Raw genomic sequence first — 16,308 nt, forward strand, 5'->3', positions numbered from 1 at the left:
GCTCCCTACCTCTCCTCGTATTTCAGGGCCTGGTTCGGGCAGGCGGCCACGCAGGCCGGGCCTTCCTCGCGCCCCTCGCACAGGTCGCACTTGACGATCTTGTTCTCGTTCGGATGCCGCTTTATGGCCCCGTACGGGCAGGCCATCAGGCAGGACCAGCAGCCCACGCATTTCTCGCGGTCGTAAACCGTGCGGCCCGTCTCCGGGTCCTTGTGCAGACCGCCGGAGATGCAGGCGGCCACGCAGGACGGCTCGTCGCAGTGACGGCAGGAGATGGCCACGCAGATGTCGCCCTTCTCGAAGACCTTCTTGCAGGCGGTCAGCCCGTCCTTGCCCTGCTCCTCCCGGAAGGCGATGATCGCGTCCTTGGACTTGGAGTGGGCGGTGATGCAGGCCACTTCGCAGAGGTGGCAGCCGATGCAGTATTCCTTGTCCGGATAGACTCTCTTCATGATGTCCTCCGTTTAGCGACCGGCATGCTTGATGCCGAGGATGTCGAGTTCGGTGTCGGAAAGGCCGATGCCCCTGAGCTTGTCGCGGTTGCCGCGCAGGGATTCGATGGAGTTCAGGCCCATGCCGCCGAGCATCTCCTCGATCTCGTGGCCCCAGGCGTGGATCAGGTTGGAGAGCTTCTTGGCCGCGATGTCCGGGTTCTGGCGCTTGGACAGCTTCGGATCGTTGGTGGCGATGCCCCACGGGCACTTGCCGGTGTAGCAACGGCCGCAGATGGTGCAGCCCACCGCGATCAGCGTGGCCGTGCCGATGTACACGGCGTCCGCGCCCAGCGCGATGGCCTTGATCACATCTCCGGAGCAGCGGATGCCGCCGGCAGCCACGATGGACACGTTGTTGCGGATGCCCTCGTCGCGCAGCCGCTGGTCCACCTGGGCCAGGGCCAACTCGATGGGGATGCCCACGTTGTCGCGGATCATGGCCGGGGCCGCGCCCGTGCCGCCGCGCATGCCGTCCACGGTGATGATGTCCGCGCCCGCGCGGGCGATGCCCGAGGCGATGGCGGCCACGTTGTGCACGGCCGCGATCTTGACCGAGACGGGGGCCTTGTATTCCGAGGCCTCCTTCAGGGCGTAGATCAGCTGGAGCAGGTCCTCGATGGAGTAGATGTCGTGGTGCGGGGCCGGGGAGATGGCGTCGGAGCCGATGGGGACCATGCGGGTCTCGGACACCTTGTCGTTGATCTTCTCGCCGGGCAGGTGCCCGCCGATGCCGGGCTTGGCGCCCTGCCCCACCTTGATCTCGATGCCCGCACCCGCCCGCAGGTAGTCGCGGTGCACGCCGAAGCGGCCCGATGCCACCTGCACGATGGTGTGCTCGCCGTATTTATATAAGGACTTGTGCAGGCCGCCCTCGCCGGTGTTGTAATAGGTCCCGCATTCGGTGGCCGCGCGGGCCATGGCCCGGTGCAGATTGAAATTGATGGCCCCGAAGCTCATGGCCGCGAACATGATCGGCACGTCCAGGGTGAGCTGCGGGGTGAGCTTGGTCTTGAGCGATGTCTTGCCGGTCTTCTGGTCCGTCTTGAGTTCCAGCTTGCGCGGCTTGGCGCCCAGGAAGGTCTTCAGCTCCATGGGTTCGCGCAGCGGATCGATGGACGGGTTGGTCACCTGGCTGGCGTCGAGCAGCATGCGGTCCCAGTAGACCGGGATGTCCACCGGGGACCCCATGCCCGCCAGCAGCACCCCGCCGGTGTCGGCCTGCTTGTAAATGTTCTGCAGGAACACCGGGCGCCACAGGCTGTTCGTCCGGAAGTCCGAGCGCTTCTTGACGATGTTCAGGGCCGCGGTCGGGCAAAGGGCCTCGCAACGGTGGCAGCCGATGCACTTGGTGTTGTCGTGCATGACCTTTTGCCGGGCTTCATCCCAATAGTGAGCCTCGTACGAACACTGGCGGACGCAGACCTTGCAGTTGATGCACAGCTCCGGGTCCCGTTCGATACAGAACTCATGGTAATTCTTGTTGATGGGCTGAAAAAGCAAGACAGGTAACCTCTCTCGTTAGTTGCCAAAAAAGTCATCTTGCGGGCAAGATGATCGGAGCGGGCCTCCGCGACTTTCACAATTCGGGCAATAATACCGAACAGCAAAGGGGTGTCACCAAAACACATCATCCTATTATCTGTCAAGATAAGTTTCAACATATTGAATTTACAGGAAATGTATATATTTGCAAAGCGTCTCGAACGATAGGCTGAACGTATTGATCCGGCGAGACCGGTCCCGCCCCCTCTCTCCGCTCGTTGACTCCGGGTTCCCCTTGACTTTCGCAGGGTTCCCGGCTAATAAGTCCTCCATGCAAACGCACCAGAACCGCATCCGTTTCTTTTTCTTTTTTAGCTTTCGCTTTTTTAGAAGCGCCTGCGGTTTCGAGGTGTGCGTGTAGCTGACCAATAGTTTCATACACAACCAGGGCCGCAGGCGACAAGCTTGCGGCCCTTTTTATTTGCGGCCCAAGCGCTTGAGACCCGCAACCGAGGGGCAAAATCATGATGCTTGGATTGGGGAGTGTGGAGATCGCGCTGGCCTTCTGGCTGTCCGTGGGGGCCACGGTTCTGTGCGTCGTTTACGGAATTGTGAACTGGAACAACAAGGGCACCGACAAAACCGGAGGGGGCAAGTAATGACCGGTAAACTCATCGGCGTCCTCATCTACCTCGGGATTATTTTTTATCTCGGCTACCGGGCCTGGCTCAAAACCCGGGAGTCCACGGACTACATGCTCGCCGGACGCAGCATGAACCCGTTCGTCCTGGCCATGTCCTACGGGGCGACCTTCGTCTCCACCTCGGCCATCGTCGGTTTCGGCGGCGTCTCGGGCATGTTCGGCATGTCCCTGCTCTGGCTGACCTTCCTGACCATCTTCGTGGGCATCTTCGTGGCCATGGTTTTCTTCGGCAAGCGCACCCGGCGCATGGGGCTGGCGCTCGACTCCCACACCTTCCCCGAATTCCTGGGCAGGCGGTACGGCTCCAAGTTCATCCAGCAGTTTTCCGGCGTGGTCATCTTTGTGTTCATCCCGGTCTACGCGGCCGCCGTGCTCATCGGCATCTGCCGCATGCTCGAGGTGGCCTTCCCGGCCGTCACCTACGGCGTGTGGCTGCTCATCGTCACCGCCATCGTGGCCGTGTACGTGGTCACCGGCGGGCTCAAGGCCGTCATGTACACCGACGCGTTCCAGGGGACCATCATGGCTGTCATGATGCTCATCCTCATCGTCACCACCTATAGCTTGCTCGGCGGTGTGACCGAGGCCCACCAGGCCTTGACCGACATGGTGGGCATGATCCCGGCCAAGCTGGCCAAGGGCGGCCTGACCGGCTGGACCACCGGGCCGAACTTCCAGTCGCCCATCGGCCTGACCGTGTACACCACCATCATCTACGGCGTGGGCATCGGCGTGCTGGCCCAGCCGCAGCTGGCCATCCGCTACATGACCGTGCCCTCCGACCGCGAGCTCAACCGGGCCGTGGCCATCGGCGGCGTCTTCATCCTGCTCATGACCGGCGTGGCCTTTGTCACCGGCGCCCTGTCCAACGTGGTTTTCTTCCAGAAGTTCGGCAAGATCGCCATCACCATGGCCGGGGGCAACTTCGACTCCATCATCCCGCTGTACATAGACAAGATCATGCCCGGCTGGTTCTCCGGCCTGTTCCTGGTGGCCATGTTCGCGGCGGCCATGTCGACCATGAGCTCCCAGTACCACGTGGGCGGCACCTCGCTCTCCCGCGACTTCCTGGAGCAGTACGTGACCGTGGGCAACAACGGCTCGTCCATGAAGCTCAACCGGCTCGGCGTGACCGTGGCCATCATCGCCACCCTGGTCTGGGCCTGGCTGCTGCCCGGCGGGGTCATCGCCCGCGCCACGGCCTTCTTCTTCGGCCTGTGCGCGGCCTCGTTCCTGCCCATCTACGTGCTCGGCCTGTACTGGAAAGGCATGACCAAGACCGGGGCCAAGGTCTCCATGGTCGGCGGTTTCTGCTTCTCCATGTTCTGGCTGCTCTTCATCCATGTGAAGGAAGCGGGTTTCATCGGCCTGTGCCAGGCCATGTTCGGCAAGGCCACCCTGGTGGCCGACGCCGCGCCCGGCTCCTGGATGTGGCTCATGCAGTGGGTCGACCCCAACGTGGTCGCCCTGCCCGTCTCCCTCGTCCTGGCCGTGGGCGTCAGCCTGGCCACTCGACGAATCGAAGAGAAGCACCTGGAACTCTGCTGGGAAGGGCTCTGCTGATCCGTGGTTGAATGATGTGATCACAAGGCGCCGTTCCGGAAGGGACGGCGCTTTTTTTGTTACGAATTTTGGAAGAATTTTATTGGGAAAGCCGCTTCGCGGCGATGTCGGGTGACTTCGCCTCCGGCGGGCAGGGGCTCGCACCCCTGCACTCCTTTAGGCACCTTCGGTGCGGACTGAGGACCGTTTATTGACAGTTGCTTTTGAAGCGAACATAAACAACCATTCGTTCAACACAAGGATAGAGACGCACAATGAACAAGATCGACGTGAACGTGAAGTTCCTGCATGAGGTTTGGCAAGAAAATGAACTGGCCTACGCCACCGAACATTCGGCGGGCCTGGACCTGCGCGCCTGCATCGACGCCGACGAGATCGAGATCGGTCCCGGCGAAAAGGTCGCCATCCCGGCGGGCGTGGCCATCGAGGTCCGCGAACCCAGCGTGGCCGGATACGTGTTCTCCCGCTCCGGGCTGGGCACCAAGGAAGGGCTGACCGTCAGCCAGGGCGTCGGCGTCATCGATCCGGACTATCGCGGGGAGATCAAGGTCTCACTGCTCAATACCTCGGGCGAGGTGCGACGAATAAGGCGCGGACAGCGCATCGCACAACTGGTCTTCATGCCCGTATTCCAAGCGATAATCAGCCCGGTGGAGGAACTCGGACAGACCGCGCGCGGCGCGGGCGGGTTCGGCTCCACAGGGAAACACTAATAGCAGAGAGAACGAAAATGTCCGATACATTCGAAGCGATAAAAGAACGGGAATCCAACCTGTTATGCAATACCTACGGCCGCTATCCCCTGGCCGTTTCCAAGGCCAAGGACTGCCGGCTGTACGACCTGGACGGTAATGAGTACCACGACTTTCTGGCGGGCATCGCCGTGTGCTCCCTGGGCCACAGCCGCGAGGACCTGGCCGAGGTCATGGCCGAGCAGGCCCGCAGGATGGTCCACGTCTCCAACCTCTTCTACCAGGAGCCCCAGCTCGACCTGGCCGAGAAGCTGTTGTCCACCTGCGCGGCGGGCAAGGTCTTCTTCTGCAACTCCGGGGCCGAGGCCAACGAGGGGGCCATCAAGCTGGCCCGCAAGTACATGCACACCGTACGCAACGAGGACCGGCACGAGATCATCACCCTGGAGAAGTCCTTTCACGGCAGGACCCTGTCCACGCTGACCGCCACCGGCCAGTTCGGCCCCATCAAGGACGGCTTCAATCCGCTGCCCGAGGGATTCGTGACCGTGCCCTTCGGCAACGTCAACGCCCTGCGCGGAGCCATCAACGCCCACACCGCCGCGATCATGATCGAGATGGTTCAGGGCGAGGGCGGCGTGCGCCCCCTGCCCACGGACTACGTCAACGACATCGTGGCCCTGTGCAAGGAAAACGGCGTCCTGCTCATCGTGGACGAGGTCCAGACCGGCGTCTGCCGCACCGGCCGGTTCTGGGCGCACCAGCACTACGGCATCACCCCGGACATCTTCACCTCGGCCAAGGCGCTGGCCAACGGGTTGCCCATGGGCGCGGTCCTGTGCACCGACGAGGTGGCCAAGGGATTCACCCCCGGCTCCCACGCCACCACCTTCGGGGGCGGGGCCGTGGTCTCGGCCGTGGCCGCCAAGGTCGTGGACATTATGCTTGAAGAGAAGATGGCCGAGCGCGCCCTGAAGATGGGCGGGTTTATCGCCGAACAGGTCGCCAAGCTCAAGGAAAAGCACCCGGAGACCATTGCCGGGACGCGCGGCCTGGGCCTGCTCTTCGGCATCGAGTTGGCCAAGAACGGCCCGGAGGTCTGGAAAGGACTGCTCGAGCACAAGATGGTCTGCAACCTGGCCCAGGGCACGATCCTGCGCCTGGTGCCGCCCTTGACCGTCACAGAGGACGACGTTCTGGCCTTCATGGACGCCCTGGACGAGGTCCTCGCCTCGGTGGAGGCGTAGCCGGGAGGCGGTCGGCTTGACCGTCCGGAGGGGAAGGCGTATTCTTTGATTTGAGGTATCAAGTCATGAGCGGCGTCGCCCCCATAGGATCCACGCCCGAGTACCTGTTCCGGCGCGAACACGAACTGGAACAGCAAAAGGAGCTGGAAAAGGTCACCCGGACCGAGCAGCCCAAGGATGAGGTCAAATCCGTGCCCGAAGTTAAGTCGGACGCGGCGCGGCAGGCCGAGCAGGCTACCCTCTACGACTTCCGGTATACGGGCAAAGGCTCGTTCATCGACAAGGTATTCTAGTTTGGCTTATTGATGGCGCAACCATTCAAGGCCGGGGCATGTTCCCGGCCTTGTCATATTACAAGGAAAGGACCCGCTTCATGTCCACCCTGCTGAAAATCGAATTCACCATCCCCGAACAGACCGCCGACGAGGCCGGGGTCTTCATCGCCTCCAAGGTCCCCCACGGCTGGGAGGAAACCCCTGCGGGCGATGGCCGCAAGATCACCCTGTACCTGGAGGACCACCCCCTGGGCCACGAAATGGTCAAGGAGTTCCAGACCCGCTTTCCCGAGTCGGACGTGACCTGGTCCGAGCAGGAGTCCGAGGACTGGGCCATGGCCTGGAAGGACTTTTTCGTCCCCGTCAATTGCGGGGAATCCTTCCGCATCTATCCGCCATGGCTGGACGACGGGGACAGCGAGCACACCCACATCGTCATCGAGCCCAAGATGGCCTTCGGCACCGGTCATCACCCCACCACCTCGCTCTGCCTGGCGACCATCGGCAGGCTGGTTCAGTCCGGGACCATCGCCGGGGGACAGACCTTCCTGGACCTGGGCACCGGGTCCGGCATCCTCGGCATCGGCTTGTCCAAGCTCGGCCTGACCGGCATCGGTCTGGACATCGACCCGCAGGCCGTGGTCTGCGCCGTGGAGAACCTGGAGGCCAACGGCGTGTCCGACGCCATGAGCTTGGCCGTGGGCTCCATCGACTGCGTGGAGCAAGGACGGACCTTCGACCTGGTGGTGGCCAACATCCTGTCCGGGCCGCTCATCGAGATGGCCGGGGAGATCATCCCCCGGGTCAAGCCCGGCGGCTCCCTGGTCCTGTCCGGTATCCTGGCCGACAAGCAGTCGGACGCGGTGGCCGAGGCGTACGCCCGGCGCGGCCTGGGCGAGCCCCAGCGGTTCGTCGAGGGCGAGTGGATTTGCCTGGTCTGGGAAAAACTGGGGGATTAGCCCATGGGGCTGAACGGTATGCTCATGGGGATGTATGAGGCCATGCTGGCCGAACTCGGTCCGAGCAAGTGGTGGCCGGGCGAGACCCCCTTCGAGATCGCCATCGGGGCCATCCTGACCCAGAACACCAACTGGAAGAACGTGGAAAAGGCCCTGGACAATCTCAAGGACGCGGGCGTGCTCGAGGCCGAACCCCTGTACGAACTGTCCATCCCCAGGCTGGCCGAGCTGATCCGGCCCGCCGGGTACTACAACGTCAAGGCCAAACGGATTCACAACCTGCTGCAATTCCTCAAGGATGAAGCGGACTTCGACCTGCTTTCCCTGAAGGACCGGGAGCTCTCGGAGTTGCGTCCGCAGGTCCTGTCCATCAACGGCATCGGCCCCGAGACCGGGGACTGCATCCTACTCTACGCCCTGGATTTCCCGACCTTCGTGGTCGACGCCTACACGGCCCGGCTCATGAGCCGCCACGGCCTGGCCTGGGAGGACATAGACTACCATGGGCTGCAATCCATTTTCATGGACGCCCTGCCGGAAGATGTGGCACTGTACAACGAATATCACGCCCTCATCGTCCGCGTGGGGGCGAACTGGTGCCGGAGGAAAGCCGGTTTGTGCGACACCTGCCCCCTTCAACCTTTCCTTGAACAATAGGCTCGCATGCGAAAATTTCTCGTCCTGACAGTATGTTGCATCCTGCTGTTTCCGGTCCTGGCCCGTGCCCAGGCTCAGGACGAGGTCTTGAGCGAGTCGCTGCAGAAGGAACACCAGAAGGCGGACGAGAATGAACGCAAGGTCAGGGCTTTGACCGAAAAGGCCGGGCAGATTTCCACTCGGTTGTCGGACATCGAGGACGACGTCAAGCTGCTCAAACGGCGCGTCCGGGACCAGGAAGCGATCCTGACCGACATCCGTAAGAGCGAGCGCCAGGCCGAACAGGACCATTTCACCCTGGAAAAGGAGAAGGAGCGCATTACCCTGGAGTTGTCCGGGCTCATGCGCACCCTGTGGCCGGTGCATTTGCAGAATGTCCGTTCGCGCTTCGAGGGCGTGGAGGACTGGGCCATGTTCGACCGCCGCTTCAACTGGCTGGCGGACATCTATGAAGCCACCAACCGCAAGCTGGACGAGGCCAGGGCCAATTCCGAGAAGATCGCCCTGAACCTGGAGAACCAGCGCCAACTGGCCGAGGAGGCCGAAAGCCAGCTGGCCCAGGTGAACCAGAGCAAGGACCGCCTGCTCCGCAACCAGTACGCCCTGCGCAAGAATCTAAAGAAAATCAACAGACAGAAGGAGAATGCGGAGGAGGAGCTGACCGGGATCCTGGCCACCATCGAGGACCTCAAGTACCAGCTCCAGTCGCAGAAGACCAAGCGGTTCGCCCTGTACAAGCGTACTCTGCCCTGGCCGGTGCAAGGCCGGCTGGAGGCCGGGTTCAACCTCAAGGCCAAACCGCCGGTGCGCGGCCTGTCCATCGGGGCCGCGGACGGCAGCACGGTGCAATCTATATTTTGGGGCAAGGTCGTGCACAACGACACCCTGCGCGGATTCGGGCACGTGGTCATCATCTACCACGGTTATAATTACTACAGTCTTTACGCCTACTTATCCGATACGTTTGTACGCAACGGACAGGAGGTGGAGAAGAACGAACCCCTGGGCACAGTAGGCTATTTCCCCAAACTGGATGGGCCTGGCCTGTATTTTGAATTGCGTTTTCATCAAAAACCAATTAACCCAGAAACTTGGTTAACAGCCCTGAGATGAATTGTCGTTAACCCAACACATTAGGACTCCGTTATTCGGGAGGCATTCATGCGTGTAACGCTTTGGATAGTCACTTTTCTGCTTCTGTTCACCCTTACCGTCGCTCCGGTCCAGACCATAGCGGCCAAGGGGGACCAATTCGAAGCGCTCAAGACCTTCTCGCAGGTGCTCGACCTGGTTGAAAGCAACTACGTCAAGCCCGTAACCAAGAAGGATCTCATCGATAATTCCATCAAGGGCATGCTCGAAGAGCTCGACCCCCACTCCACCTATCTCTCTCCCGAGGACTTCAAGGACATGCAGGTGGACACCGCCGGCAAGTTCAGCGGCATCGGCATCGAGATCAGCATGGACCAGGGACGCATCATCGTCGTCTCGCCCATCGAGGACACCCCGGCCTACAAGGCGGGCCTGTTGGCGGGCGACATCATCATGGAGATCGACGGCGAATCCACCCAGGAAATGACCCTCATGGACGCGGTCAAGCTGATCCGGGGCGAAAAGGGAACCACCGTGTCCCTGCTCATCCTGCACAAGGATTCCAACAAGCCGGTTGAAGTGGCCATCGTTCGCGGGACCATTCCCGTCGTCAACGTCAAGACCCAGTCCCTCGAGGACGGCTACCTCTACCTGCGGCTGACCAAGTTCCAGGAGTCTTCCACCAAGAACCTGCGCGAGGCCATCACCGAGTACCAGAAGAAGCATCCCCTCAAGGGCATTGTCTTCGATCTGCGCAACAACCCCGGCGGCCTGCTGAACCAGGCGGTCTCCGTGTCCGACACCTTCCTGCAGGACGGCACCATCGTCTACATCCAGGGCAGGGACCCGGCCAACCGCAAGGACTTCTTTGCAACCAAGAGCCCGGACGACGTCAAGGTGCCCATGGTCACCCTGATCAACGCGGGTTCGGCTTCGGCCTCCGAGATCGTGGCCGGCGCCCTGCAGGACCGCAAGCGCTCCCTGATCGTGGGCGAACGCTCCTTCGGCAAGGGTTCCGTCCAGCAAATCATCCCCTTGTCCGACGGTTCCGGCATCAAGCTGACCACCGCGCTCTACTACACCCCCAGCGGCCGTTCCATCCAGGCCAAGGGCATCGATCCCGACCTGCGCATCCCCTTCGAGGCGCCCCGGGAAGATGAAAACGAAATGCGCGACCGCTTCACGGTGCGCGAAAAGGACCTGAGCGGCCATCTGGAAAACGGCCAGAAGACCGCCAAGCGCAAGAAGGACGAGGACGCGGAAAAGGCCAAGGACATGCTGGCCCGCGACAACCAGTTGCGTTTGGCCCTGGAGCTGGTCAAGAGCCTGCCCCGACTGAAGGAAATCCAGTAGGGAGGCCGGACCGCGCCCATGGACGATCGCGCTCCCGACAACAAGACGGAAGAAAAGACCGGGTTCGATGGATTCCTCAAGCGAATCTATCGGCCCGGTCCTCTCATTTGCCTGTTCACTCTCGCCTTCCTGGCCCTGGCCGGGTTCGGCTGGATGGCCCTGAACGCCAAGACCCCGCCGCCCCAGGTGATCGCGCCCGTGGCCGAGGAACGCAAGGCCGAGCCCGAGCCCGACAAAACCCCGGACAAGGTCTATGAAGAGGCCACCTCCGACATGGAAGACCTGGTCAAGCAGGCGGATCTGGCCCTCATCGAGACCATGCGCGACCTGGGCCTCAAGATGCGCGACCTCGACCTGGTGGACGTGGAGCTGCGCCAATACGAGGAACGCGGCTACCACTATCAGGTGCTCCAGTTTCCCAAGGTCACGGACCGGAACCGGTTCCTGGTCACCCTGCGCAAGCGGCTCTACGAGCGGCTCCCCGATGCTGTGCTGCTGGATAACGGCGACACCGAGGCGGCCATCGAGATCAACGGCATGCGCACCCACCGGCTGCTGCTCGAAGCCACGCCGCAGATCATCGCCCTGCCCGAGGCCAAAGGGCCCAAGCTGGTGGTGGTCATCGACGACGTGGGCGAGAACTACGGTGTGCTCAAGGGGCTGGCCGGGCTCGACCTGCCCCTGACCTTCGCGGTCTGGCCCCACGCCAGCCACACGCGGGAATGCGTGGGGCTGATCTCCGGCACCCATCACGACCTGCTCGTCCACTTTCCCATGGAGCCCATGGGCTACCCCAAGGTAAAACCCGGCGACGACGCCCTGTTCGTGTCCATGACCGGCGACCAGATCCGGCAGCGCATCGAGGCGAACCTTGAGCGTATCCCCGAGGCCATCGGCGTGAACAACCACATGGGGTCGCGCTTTACGGCCAACGGGCCGGGCATGGCGGTGGCCCTGGCCGAGTTCAAGCGCCACGGCCTGTTCTTCCTGGACAGCCTGACCTCGGGCAAGAGCGTGGGCCGGGCCACGGCCAAAAACGTGGGCATCCCCTTCTACGAGCGGGACACCTTTCTGGACAACGTCAAGGACGTGAACGCCATCCTGCTCCAGCTGCGCAAGACAGAACGGGTCGCCAAACGGCAGGGCCGGGCCATAGCCATCGGCCACCCCTACCGGCAAACATTGGCCGCCCTCAGGCAGTGGCAGGACAGCCGGGACAAGTCCATTCAGGTCATTCCCCTGTCGAAACTTTCCACTCAATAGCCCTCCGTCCAGGCGGTTTTCGGCTTTGATCGGCGGGATCGTTGCCCCCTGCCCATTGCGCTGTCTTGTTCCTGCCGCGTGAGCACCATATCGATCCGGCGGATTTTATCAGACTGAATTTGTTGAAATATTCGAACATGCTGATATTGATATTTGACTATTTCCAGCACTTGTTTAAACAATCTCACGTAAAATCGGGCGAAAAATCCGCCGAATCGTTGCCAGAGGCACCCATGGCACGGTATGTACCTGTATAAGGAATTTGGGAAATCGGCCGATAAAAAACAGACGGGACGGCCCGTTTTTTGCTAACTCTTTAGCGAAGTTCAATTTTCCGGCACCAGCCGGTCAAACGGGCCGTAAGATCGGCGAACAAGAGGCTTTGTCCAGATGAGCAAAATCCTCGAACAAGATGAAGTTGATGCCCTGCTCCGGGGCCTTTCCGGAGGGGATGTCGAGACAGAGACCGAGATACCGGAGGACGATACCGGGGTAGTCTCGTTTGACCTGGCCAATCAGGACAGGATCATTCGCGGCCGCATGCCCGTGCTCGAGATCGTCAACGACCGGTTCGCGCGGTTGTGCACCAATGCGCTGGCCAACACCATGCGCAAACGGGTGGACATCAACCCCATTTCCATCGACATGTCCAAGTTCGGCGACTTCATGCGCTCCCTGCCGGTGCCGACCTCCATATCCATCTTCAAGATGGACCCCCTGCGCGGCAATGCCCTGCTGGTGGTTGATTCCCGCCTGGTCTTCGCCCTGGTCGAGAACTTCTTCGGCGGCGCGGGCAGCCAGCCCAAGGTCGAAGGCCGCGACTTCACGCCCATCGAGCAGGCCATTGTCGAGCGCGTGGTCAAGATCGCCCTAGCCAACATGGAGGAGTCCTGGAAGCCGGTACACGAAGTCCACGTGGAGCTCGTCCGTACCGAGGTGAACCCCCAGTTCGCGGCCATCGTGCCACCGTCGGATGTCGTCATCGTGGTCACCTTCGAGGTGGAACTGGAGAATGCCATCGGCTCGCTCATCGTCTGTCTGCCCTACGCCACCATGGAGCCAATCCGCTCGAAACTGCACGCCTCTTTCCAGTCCGAACGTCTGGAAGTGGACCACGTCTGGATCAACCGTTTCAAGGAGCGGCTCATGGAGACGCCCGTGGAAATGGTCGTGCGGTTGGGCCGGACCACCATCTCCGGCCGCCAGCTGCTCTATCTCCAGGAGGGCGACATCATTCTGCTCGACACCGACGAGGACGAGCTCCTCGAGGCCGAGGTCGAAGGCGTGCGCAAGTTCCAGGGGCTGCCCGGCCGGGTCAAGGGCAACAAGTCCTTCAAGGTCATCAAGGAAGAGGAAATCCGTTTCTGATCCCGTCCGTTTCACACGCATTTCAAAGGGCCGCTTCGCGCGGCCCTTTTTATGAAAAGTGATTAAAATCAGATGATGACGCCGCTTTGCGGATTTTGTCGTGTGATTTCGCCTCCGGCGGGCAGCGGCAGCTCTTGGCGAGTCTTCGAGCCCTAGAGATGGCGACAGCAGCGATAGGGTTCGCACCCTTGCATCCCGTGTGTGCGCCTTTGGCGCGGGGGGAGTAATTCCTATTGTTGACCGTTCCCAAATCAAAATGCCTTGACGAAAAGTGTGCCGTGCGGTCAAAGTTCCCTTTTGAAAAGCACTTCGAGGAGGAGTTTTCCCATGAAAAAGATATTGTTGTTCCTGGCGGCCGCCCTGCTGGTCGCCTCCACCGCCTTTGCCGGCGAGAAGTACGTCGTTTCCGTGACCCAGATCGTGGAGCACCCGGCCCTGGACGCCATGCGCCAGGGCGTGGCCGACCGTCTCAAGGAAAAGGGCATTGATTTCGACTACAACGTACACATCGCCCAGGGCAACATGGCCACCAACACCCAGATCGTCGGCCAGATCATCGGTGAACGCCCGGATGTAATCCTGGGCATCGCCACCCCCGGGGCCCAGGCCTGCGCCCAGAAGATCCACGACACGCCTATCGTCTTCACCGGCGTGACCGATCCCGTCACCGCCGGGCTGGTCAAGGACCTCGCCAACACCAATGGCAAGAATATCACCGGCATGTCCGACTTCAGCCCCATGGACCGCCATGTGGCCCTGATCCGGGAGCTCGTGCCGAACGCCAAGACCATCGGCATCATCTACAACTCGGGCGAGCCCAACGCCGTGCCCATCCTGAAGGCCCTGAAGGCGGAGGCCGCCAAGGTCGGCATCAACGTGGAGGAAGCGACCATCGCCAACTCCAGCGGCGTGTACCAGGCGGCCAAGAGCCTGGTCGGCCGGTGCGATGCGGTCTATGTGGGCACCGACAACACCGTTGTCTCGGCCATCGAGTCCGCCGTGAAGGTCTGCGAGAACAACAAGCTGCCACTCATCGTCGGCGACGTGGACTCCGTGGCGCGCGGCGCCGTCGCGGCCGAGGCCGTGGATTATTACAAGATGGGGCTGCAGACCGGCGACATGATCGCCCGCATCCTGGTGGACGGCGCCAAGCCCGCCGACATGCCCGTGGAATTCCTGCATGATCTCAACCTGCACGTGAACATGAAGGCCGCCAAGGCCATGGGCGTGACCGTGCCCCAGTCCGTGCTCGACCGGGCCAACAAGGTCATCGAGTAAACACGAAACGCATTTGCCAATCGTGCCCATAAACGATACAAGGCGCGTTGCTTCATCAACGCGCCTTTTTCTTTTTTTTCGCCGGACCCGTCAGCCGCTGTCCGGCTCGGTAACCATTTAGGATTAGTACATGACTCTCTACGCATTTTTCGGCGCCATCGAGCAGGGGTTCGCCTACGGCCTCATGGTCATCGGCGTGTACCTGACCTTCCGGGTGCTCGATTTCCCGGACCTCACCGTGGACGGCAGCCTGCCGCTGGGCGCGGCCGTCTCGGCCGTGGCCATCACCTCGGGCTACTCCCCGCTGCTGGCCATCTTCATGGCCGCAGGAGCCGGGTTCCTGGCCGGGGCGGCCACAGGCATCCTGAACACCAAGTTCAAGATTCTCCACCTGCTCGCCTCCATCCTGACCATGATCGCGCTCTACTCCATCAACCTGCGCATCATGGGACGGCCCAACATGGCCCTGCTCGGGCAGGACACCGTGGTCGACTGGTTCGTGAATTTCACCAACATGCTGCCCCAGCACTCCACCCCGCTGCTCTTCGGCCTGATCTGCTTCGCCGTGGTCATCGTGCTCATCTGGTTCCTGCATACCGAGGTCGGCCTGGCCTTCCTGGCCACCGGCGACAACAAACAGATGATCACCAGCCAGGGCGTGAACACCGACAACGTCATCATCTTCGGCGTGGGACTATCCAACGCGCTGGTGGCCGCCTCCGGGGCGCTGGTGGCCCAGAACCAGGGCGCGGCAGACGTGAACATGGGCGTGGGCTCCATCGTCGCGGGCCTGGCCTCGGTCATCGTCGGCGAGACCGTGTTCGGGGACAAGACCATCACCCGCGCGCTCATCGCCGCCCTGCTCGGCTCGGTGCTCTACCGCGTGGCCATCGGTCTGGCGCTCGGCCTCAAACTCGGCTCGTTCGCCATCACCCCCAGCGACCTGAACCTGATCACCGCCATCCTGGTGGTCTTCGCCCTGGTCATGCCCAAGATGAAGCGCCAGTTCCTGGCCGGGAGGTCCAAATGATCTCCATCTCCAACATCACCAAGGCCTTCAACCGGGGGGACGTCAACGAGGTCACCGCGCTCAACGGCGTGAACCTCGAGGTCAAGGACGGCGACTTTATCACCATCATCGGGTCCAACGGCGCTGGCAAGTCCACCTTCCTCAACGCCCTTGCCGGTTCGTTCCCCGTGGACTCCGGCAAGATCGTCCTGGACGACCATGACATCACCAAGTGGCCGGAACACAAGCGCGCCTCCCTCATCGGCCGGGTCTTCCAGGACCCGCTGCTCGGCACCTGCGGCGGGGCCACCATCGAGCAGAACCTGGCCATGGCCAACAAGCGCGGCAAGTCCCGAGGGTTGTCCTGGGGCGTCAAGGGCCGCGACCGCGAGTTTTTCCGGGAAAAGCTGTCCATCCTCGGCCTCGGCCTCGAAGACCGGCTCAAGGCCCATACCGGCCTGCTCTCCGGCGGCCAGCGCCAGGCCCTGACCATGCTCATGGCCACCCTGGTCCGCCCCCGCCTGCTGCTGCTCGACGAGCATACCGCAGCCCTGGACCCCAAGACCGCAGGCATGGTCCTGGACCTGACCGACGAGATCGTCGGCTCGCTGAACCTGACCACCCTCATGGTCACTCACAACATGAAACAGGCCATCACCATGGGCAACCGGCTGATCATGTTCCATCGGGGACAGGTGGTCCTGGACATCGAAGGCGAGGAAAAGAAGAATCTCAAGGTTGAAGACCTCCTGGAGCGTTTCTCGCGCCTGCGCGGAGACGAGGGGGTCTCAGACCGGATGTTGTTGGGTTGAGGCCGGTGCGGGCCGATATCCATATGCTGGCAAATTGCTGCCGACACGTATAAGACAGTAA

At 61.9% G+C, this 16,308-nt stretch carries 16 protein-coding genes; 14 read left to right on the top strand and 2 right to left on the bottom strand.

Annotated elements, in window-relative coordinates:
- Nucleotides 1–5: 5 nt before the first annotated feature.
- Both ACR42D_RS09195 and ACR42D_RS09200 read right to left on the bottom strand, forming a co-directional pair.
- Nucleotides 6–452, bottom strand: a complete 447-nt coding sequence (locus tag ACR42D_RS09195; RefSeq protein WP_484566514.1) for a 4Fe-4S dicluster domain-containing protein — start codon at nt 450–452, stop codon at nt 6–8.
- 12 nt (nt 453–464) lie between these two features.
- Nucleotides 465–1,994, bottom strand: a complete 1,530-nt coding sequence (locus ACR42D_RS09200) for a glutamate synthase-related protein (protein ID WP_484566515.1) — start codon at nt 1,992–1,994, stop codon at nt 465–467.
- Nucleotides 1,995–2,500: 506 nt separating this feature from the next.
- On the opposite strand from ACR42D_RS09200, the gene ACR42D_RS09205 reads away from it, so the two are divergent.
- The 14 genes from ACR42D_RS09205 (at nt 2,501) to ACR42D_RS09270 (ending at nt 16,247) form a co-directional block, all read left to right on the top strand.
- Nucleotides 2,501–2,635, top strand: coding sequence for a symporter small accessory protein (locus ACR42D_RS09205; RefSeq protein WP_484566516.1), 135 nt, complete (start codon nt 2,501–2,503; stop codon nt 2,633–2,635).
- Nucleotides 2,635–4,242 carry a sodium:solute symporter family protein gene (locus ACR42D_RS09210; protein ID WP_484566517.1) on the top strand — a complete coding sequence of 536 codons (1,608 nt, stop codon included), beginning with the start codon at nt 2,635–2,637 and terminating at the stop codon, nt 4,240–4,242. Before ACR42D_RS09205 ends, ACR42D_RS09210 begins: the two co-directional genes overlap by 1 nt.
- Nucleotides 4,243–4,496: 254 nt before the next feature.
- Nucleotides 4,497–4,955, top strand: a complete 459-nt coding sequence (gene dut / locus ACR42D_RS09215; RefSeq protein WP_484566518.1) for a dUTP diphosphatase — start codon at nt 4,497–4,499, stop codon at nt 4,953–4,955.
- Between the two features lie 17 nt (nt 4,956–4,972).
- The gene (locus ACR42D_RS09220; protein ID WP_484566519.1) at nt 4,973–6,181 is read left to right on the top strand and encodes an acetylornithine/succinylornithine family transaminase; all 1,209 of its coding nucleotides are present in this window, start codon (nt 4,973–4,975) and stop codon (nt 6,179–6,181) included.
- Nucleotides 6,182–6,246: 65 nt separating this feature from the next.
- Nucleotides 6,247–6,474, top strand: a complete 228-nt coding sequence (locus tag ACR42D_RS09225; protein ID WP_484566520.1) for a hypothetical protein — start codon at nt 6,247–6,249, stop codon at nt 6,472–6,474.
- 80 nt (nt 6,475–6,554) lie between these two features.
- Complete coding sequence (prmA, locus tag ACR42D_RS09230) at nt 6,555–7,415, top strand: 50S ribosomal protein L11 methyltransferase (RefSeq protein ID WP_484566521.1); 861 nt, start codon at nt 6,555–6,557, stop codon at nt 7,413–7,415.
- Between the two features lie 3 nt (nt 7,416–7,418).
- Nucleotides 7,419–8,072: an endonuclease III domain-containing protein gene (locus tag ACR42D_RS09235; RefSeq protein ID WP_484566522.1), complete on the top strand. Its 654-nt coding sequence runs from the start codon at nt 7,419–7,421 to the stop codon at nt 8,070–8,072.
- 6 nt (nt 8,073–8,078) lie between these two features.
- Nucleotides 8,079–9,185: a murein hydrolase activator EnvC family protein gene (locus ACR42D_RS09240; RefSeq protein ID WP_484566523.1), complete on the top strand. Its 1,107-nt coding sequence runs from the start codon at nt 8,079–8,081 to the stop codon at nt 9,183–9,185.
- 48 nt (nt 9,186–9,233) lie between these two features.
- Nucleotides 9,234–10,517 carry a S41 family peptidase gene (locus tag ACR42D_RS09245; RefSeq protein ID WP_484566524.1) on the top strand — a complete coding sequence of 428 codons (1,284 nt, stop codon included), beginning with the start codon at nt 9,234–9,236 and terminating at the stop codon, nt 10,515–10,517.
- 18 nt (nt 10,518–10,535) lie between these two features.
- Complete coding sequence (locus tag ACR42D_RS09250) at nt 10,536–11,780, top strand: divergent polysaccharide deacetylase family protein (RefSeq protein WP_484566525.1); 1,245 nt, start codon at nt 10,536–10,538, stop codon at nt 11,778–11,780.
- A gap of 390 nt (nt 11,781–12,170) precedes the next feature.
- Entirely contained in the window at nt 12,171–13,148 is a 978-nt protein-coding gene (fliM, locus tag ACR42D_RS09255) for a flagellar motor switch protein FliM (RefSeq protein ID WP_371385196.1), read from the top strand.
- Nucleotides 13,149–13,475: 327 nt separating this feature from the next.
- Nucleotides 13,476–14,426: an ABC transporter substrate-binding protein gene (locus ACR42D_RS09260; protein ID WP_484566526.1), complete on the top strand. Its 951-nt coding sequence runs from the start codon at nt 13,476–13,478 to the stop codon at nt 14,424–14,426.
- Between the two features lie 130 nt (nt 14,427–14,556).
- Entirely contained in the window at nt 14,557–15,456 is a 900-nt protein-coding gene (locus tag ACR42D_RS09265; protein WP_484566527.1) for an ABC transporter permease, read from the top strand.
- Complete coding sequence (locus tag ACR42D_RS09270; RefSeq protein WP_484566528.1) at nt 15,453–16,247, top strand: ABC transporter ATP-binding protein; 795 nt, start codon at nt 15,453–15,455, stop codon at nt 16,245–16,247. Before ACR42D_RS09265 ends, ACR42D_RS09270 begins: the two co-directional genes overlap by 4 nt.
- The last annotated feature ends 61 nt before the right edge of the window (nt 16,248–16,308 follow it).

Origin of the sequence: Pseudodesulfovibrio sp. lm2024 (assembly GCF_051175575.1) — a bacterium.
In the GTDB taxonomy this organism is placed as follows: Bacteria; Desulfobacterota; Desulfovibrionia; order Desulfovibrionales; family Desulfovibrionaceae; genus Pseudodesulfovibrio; species Pseudodesulfovibrio caledoniensis.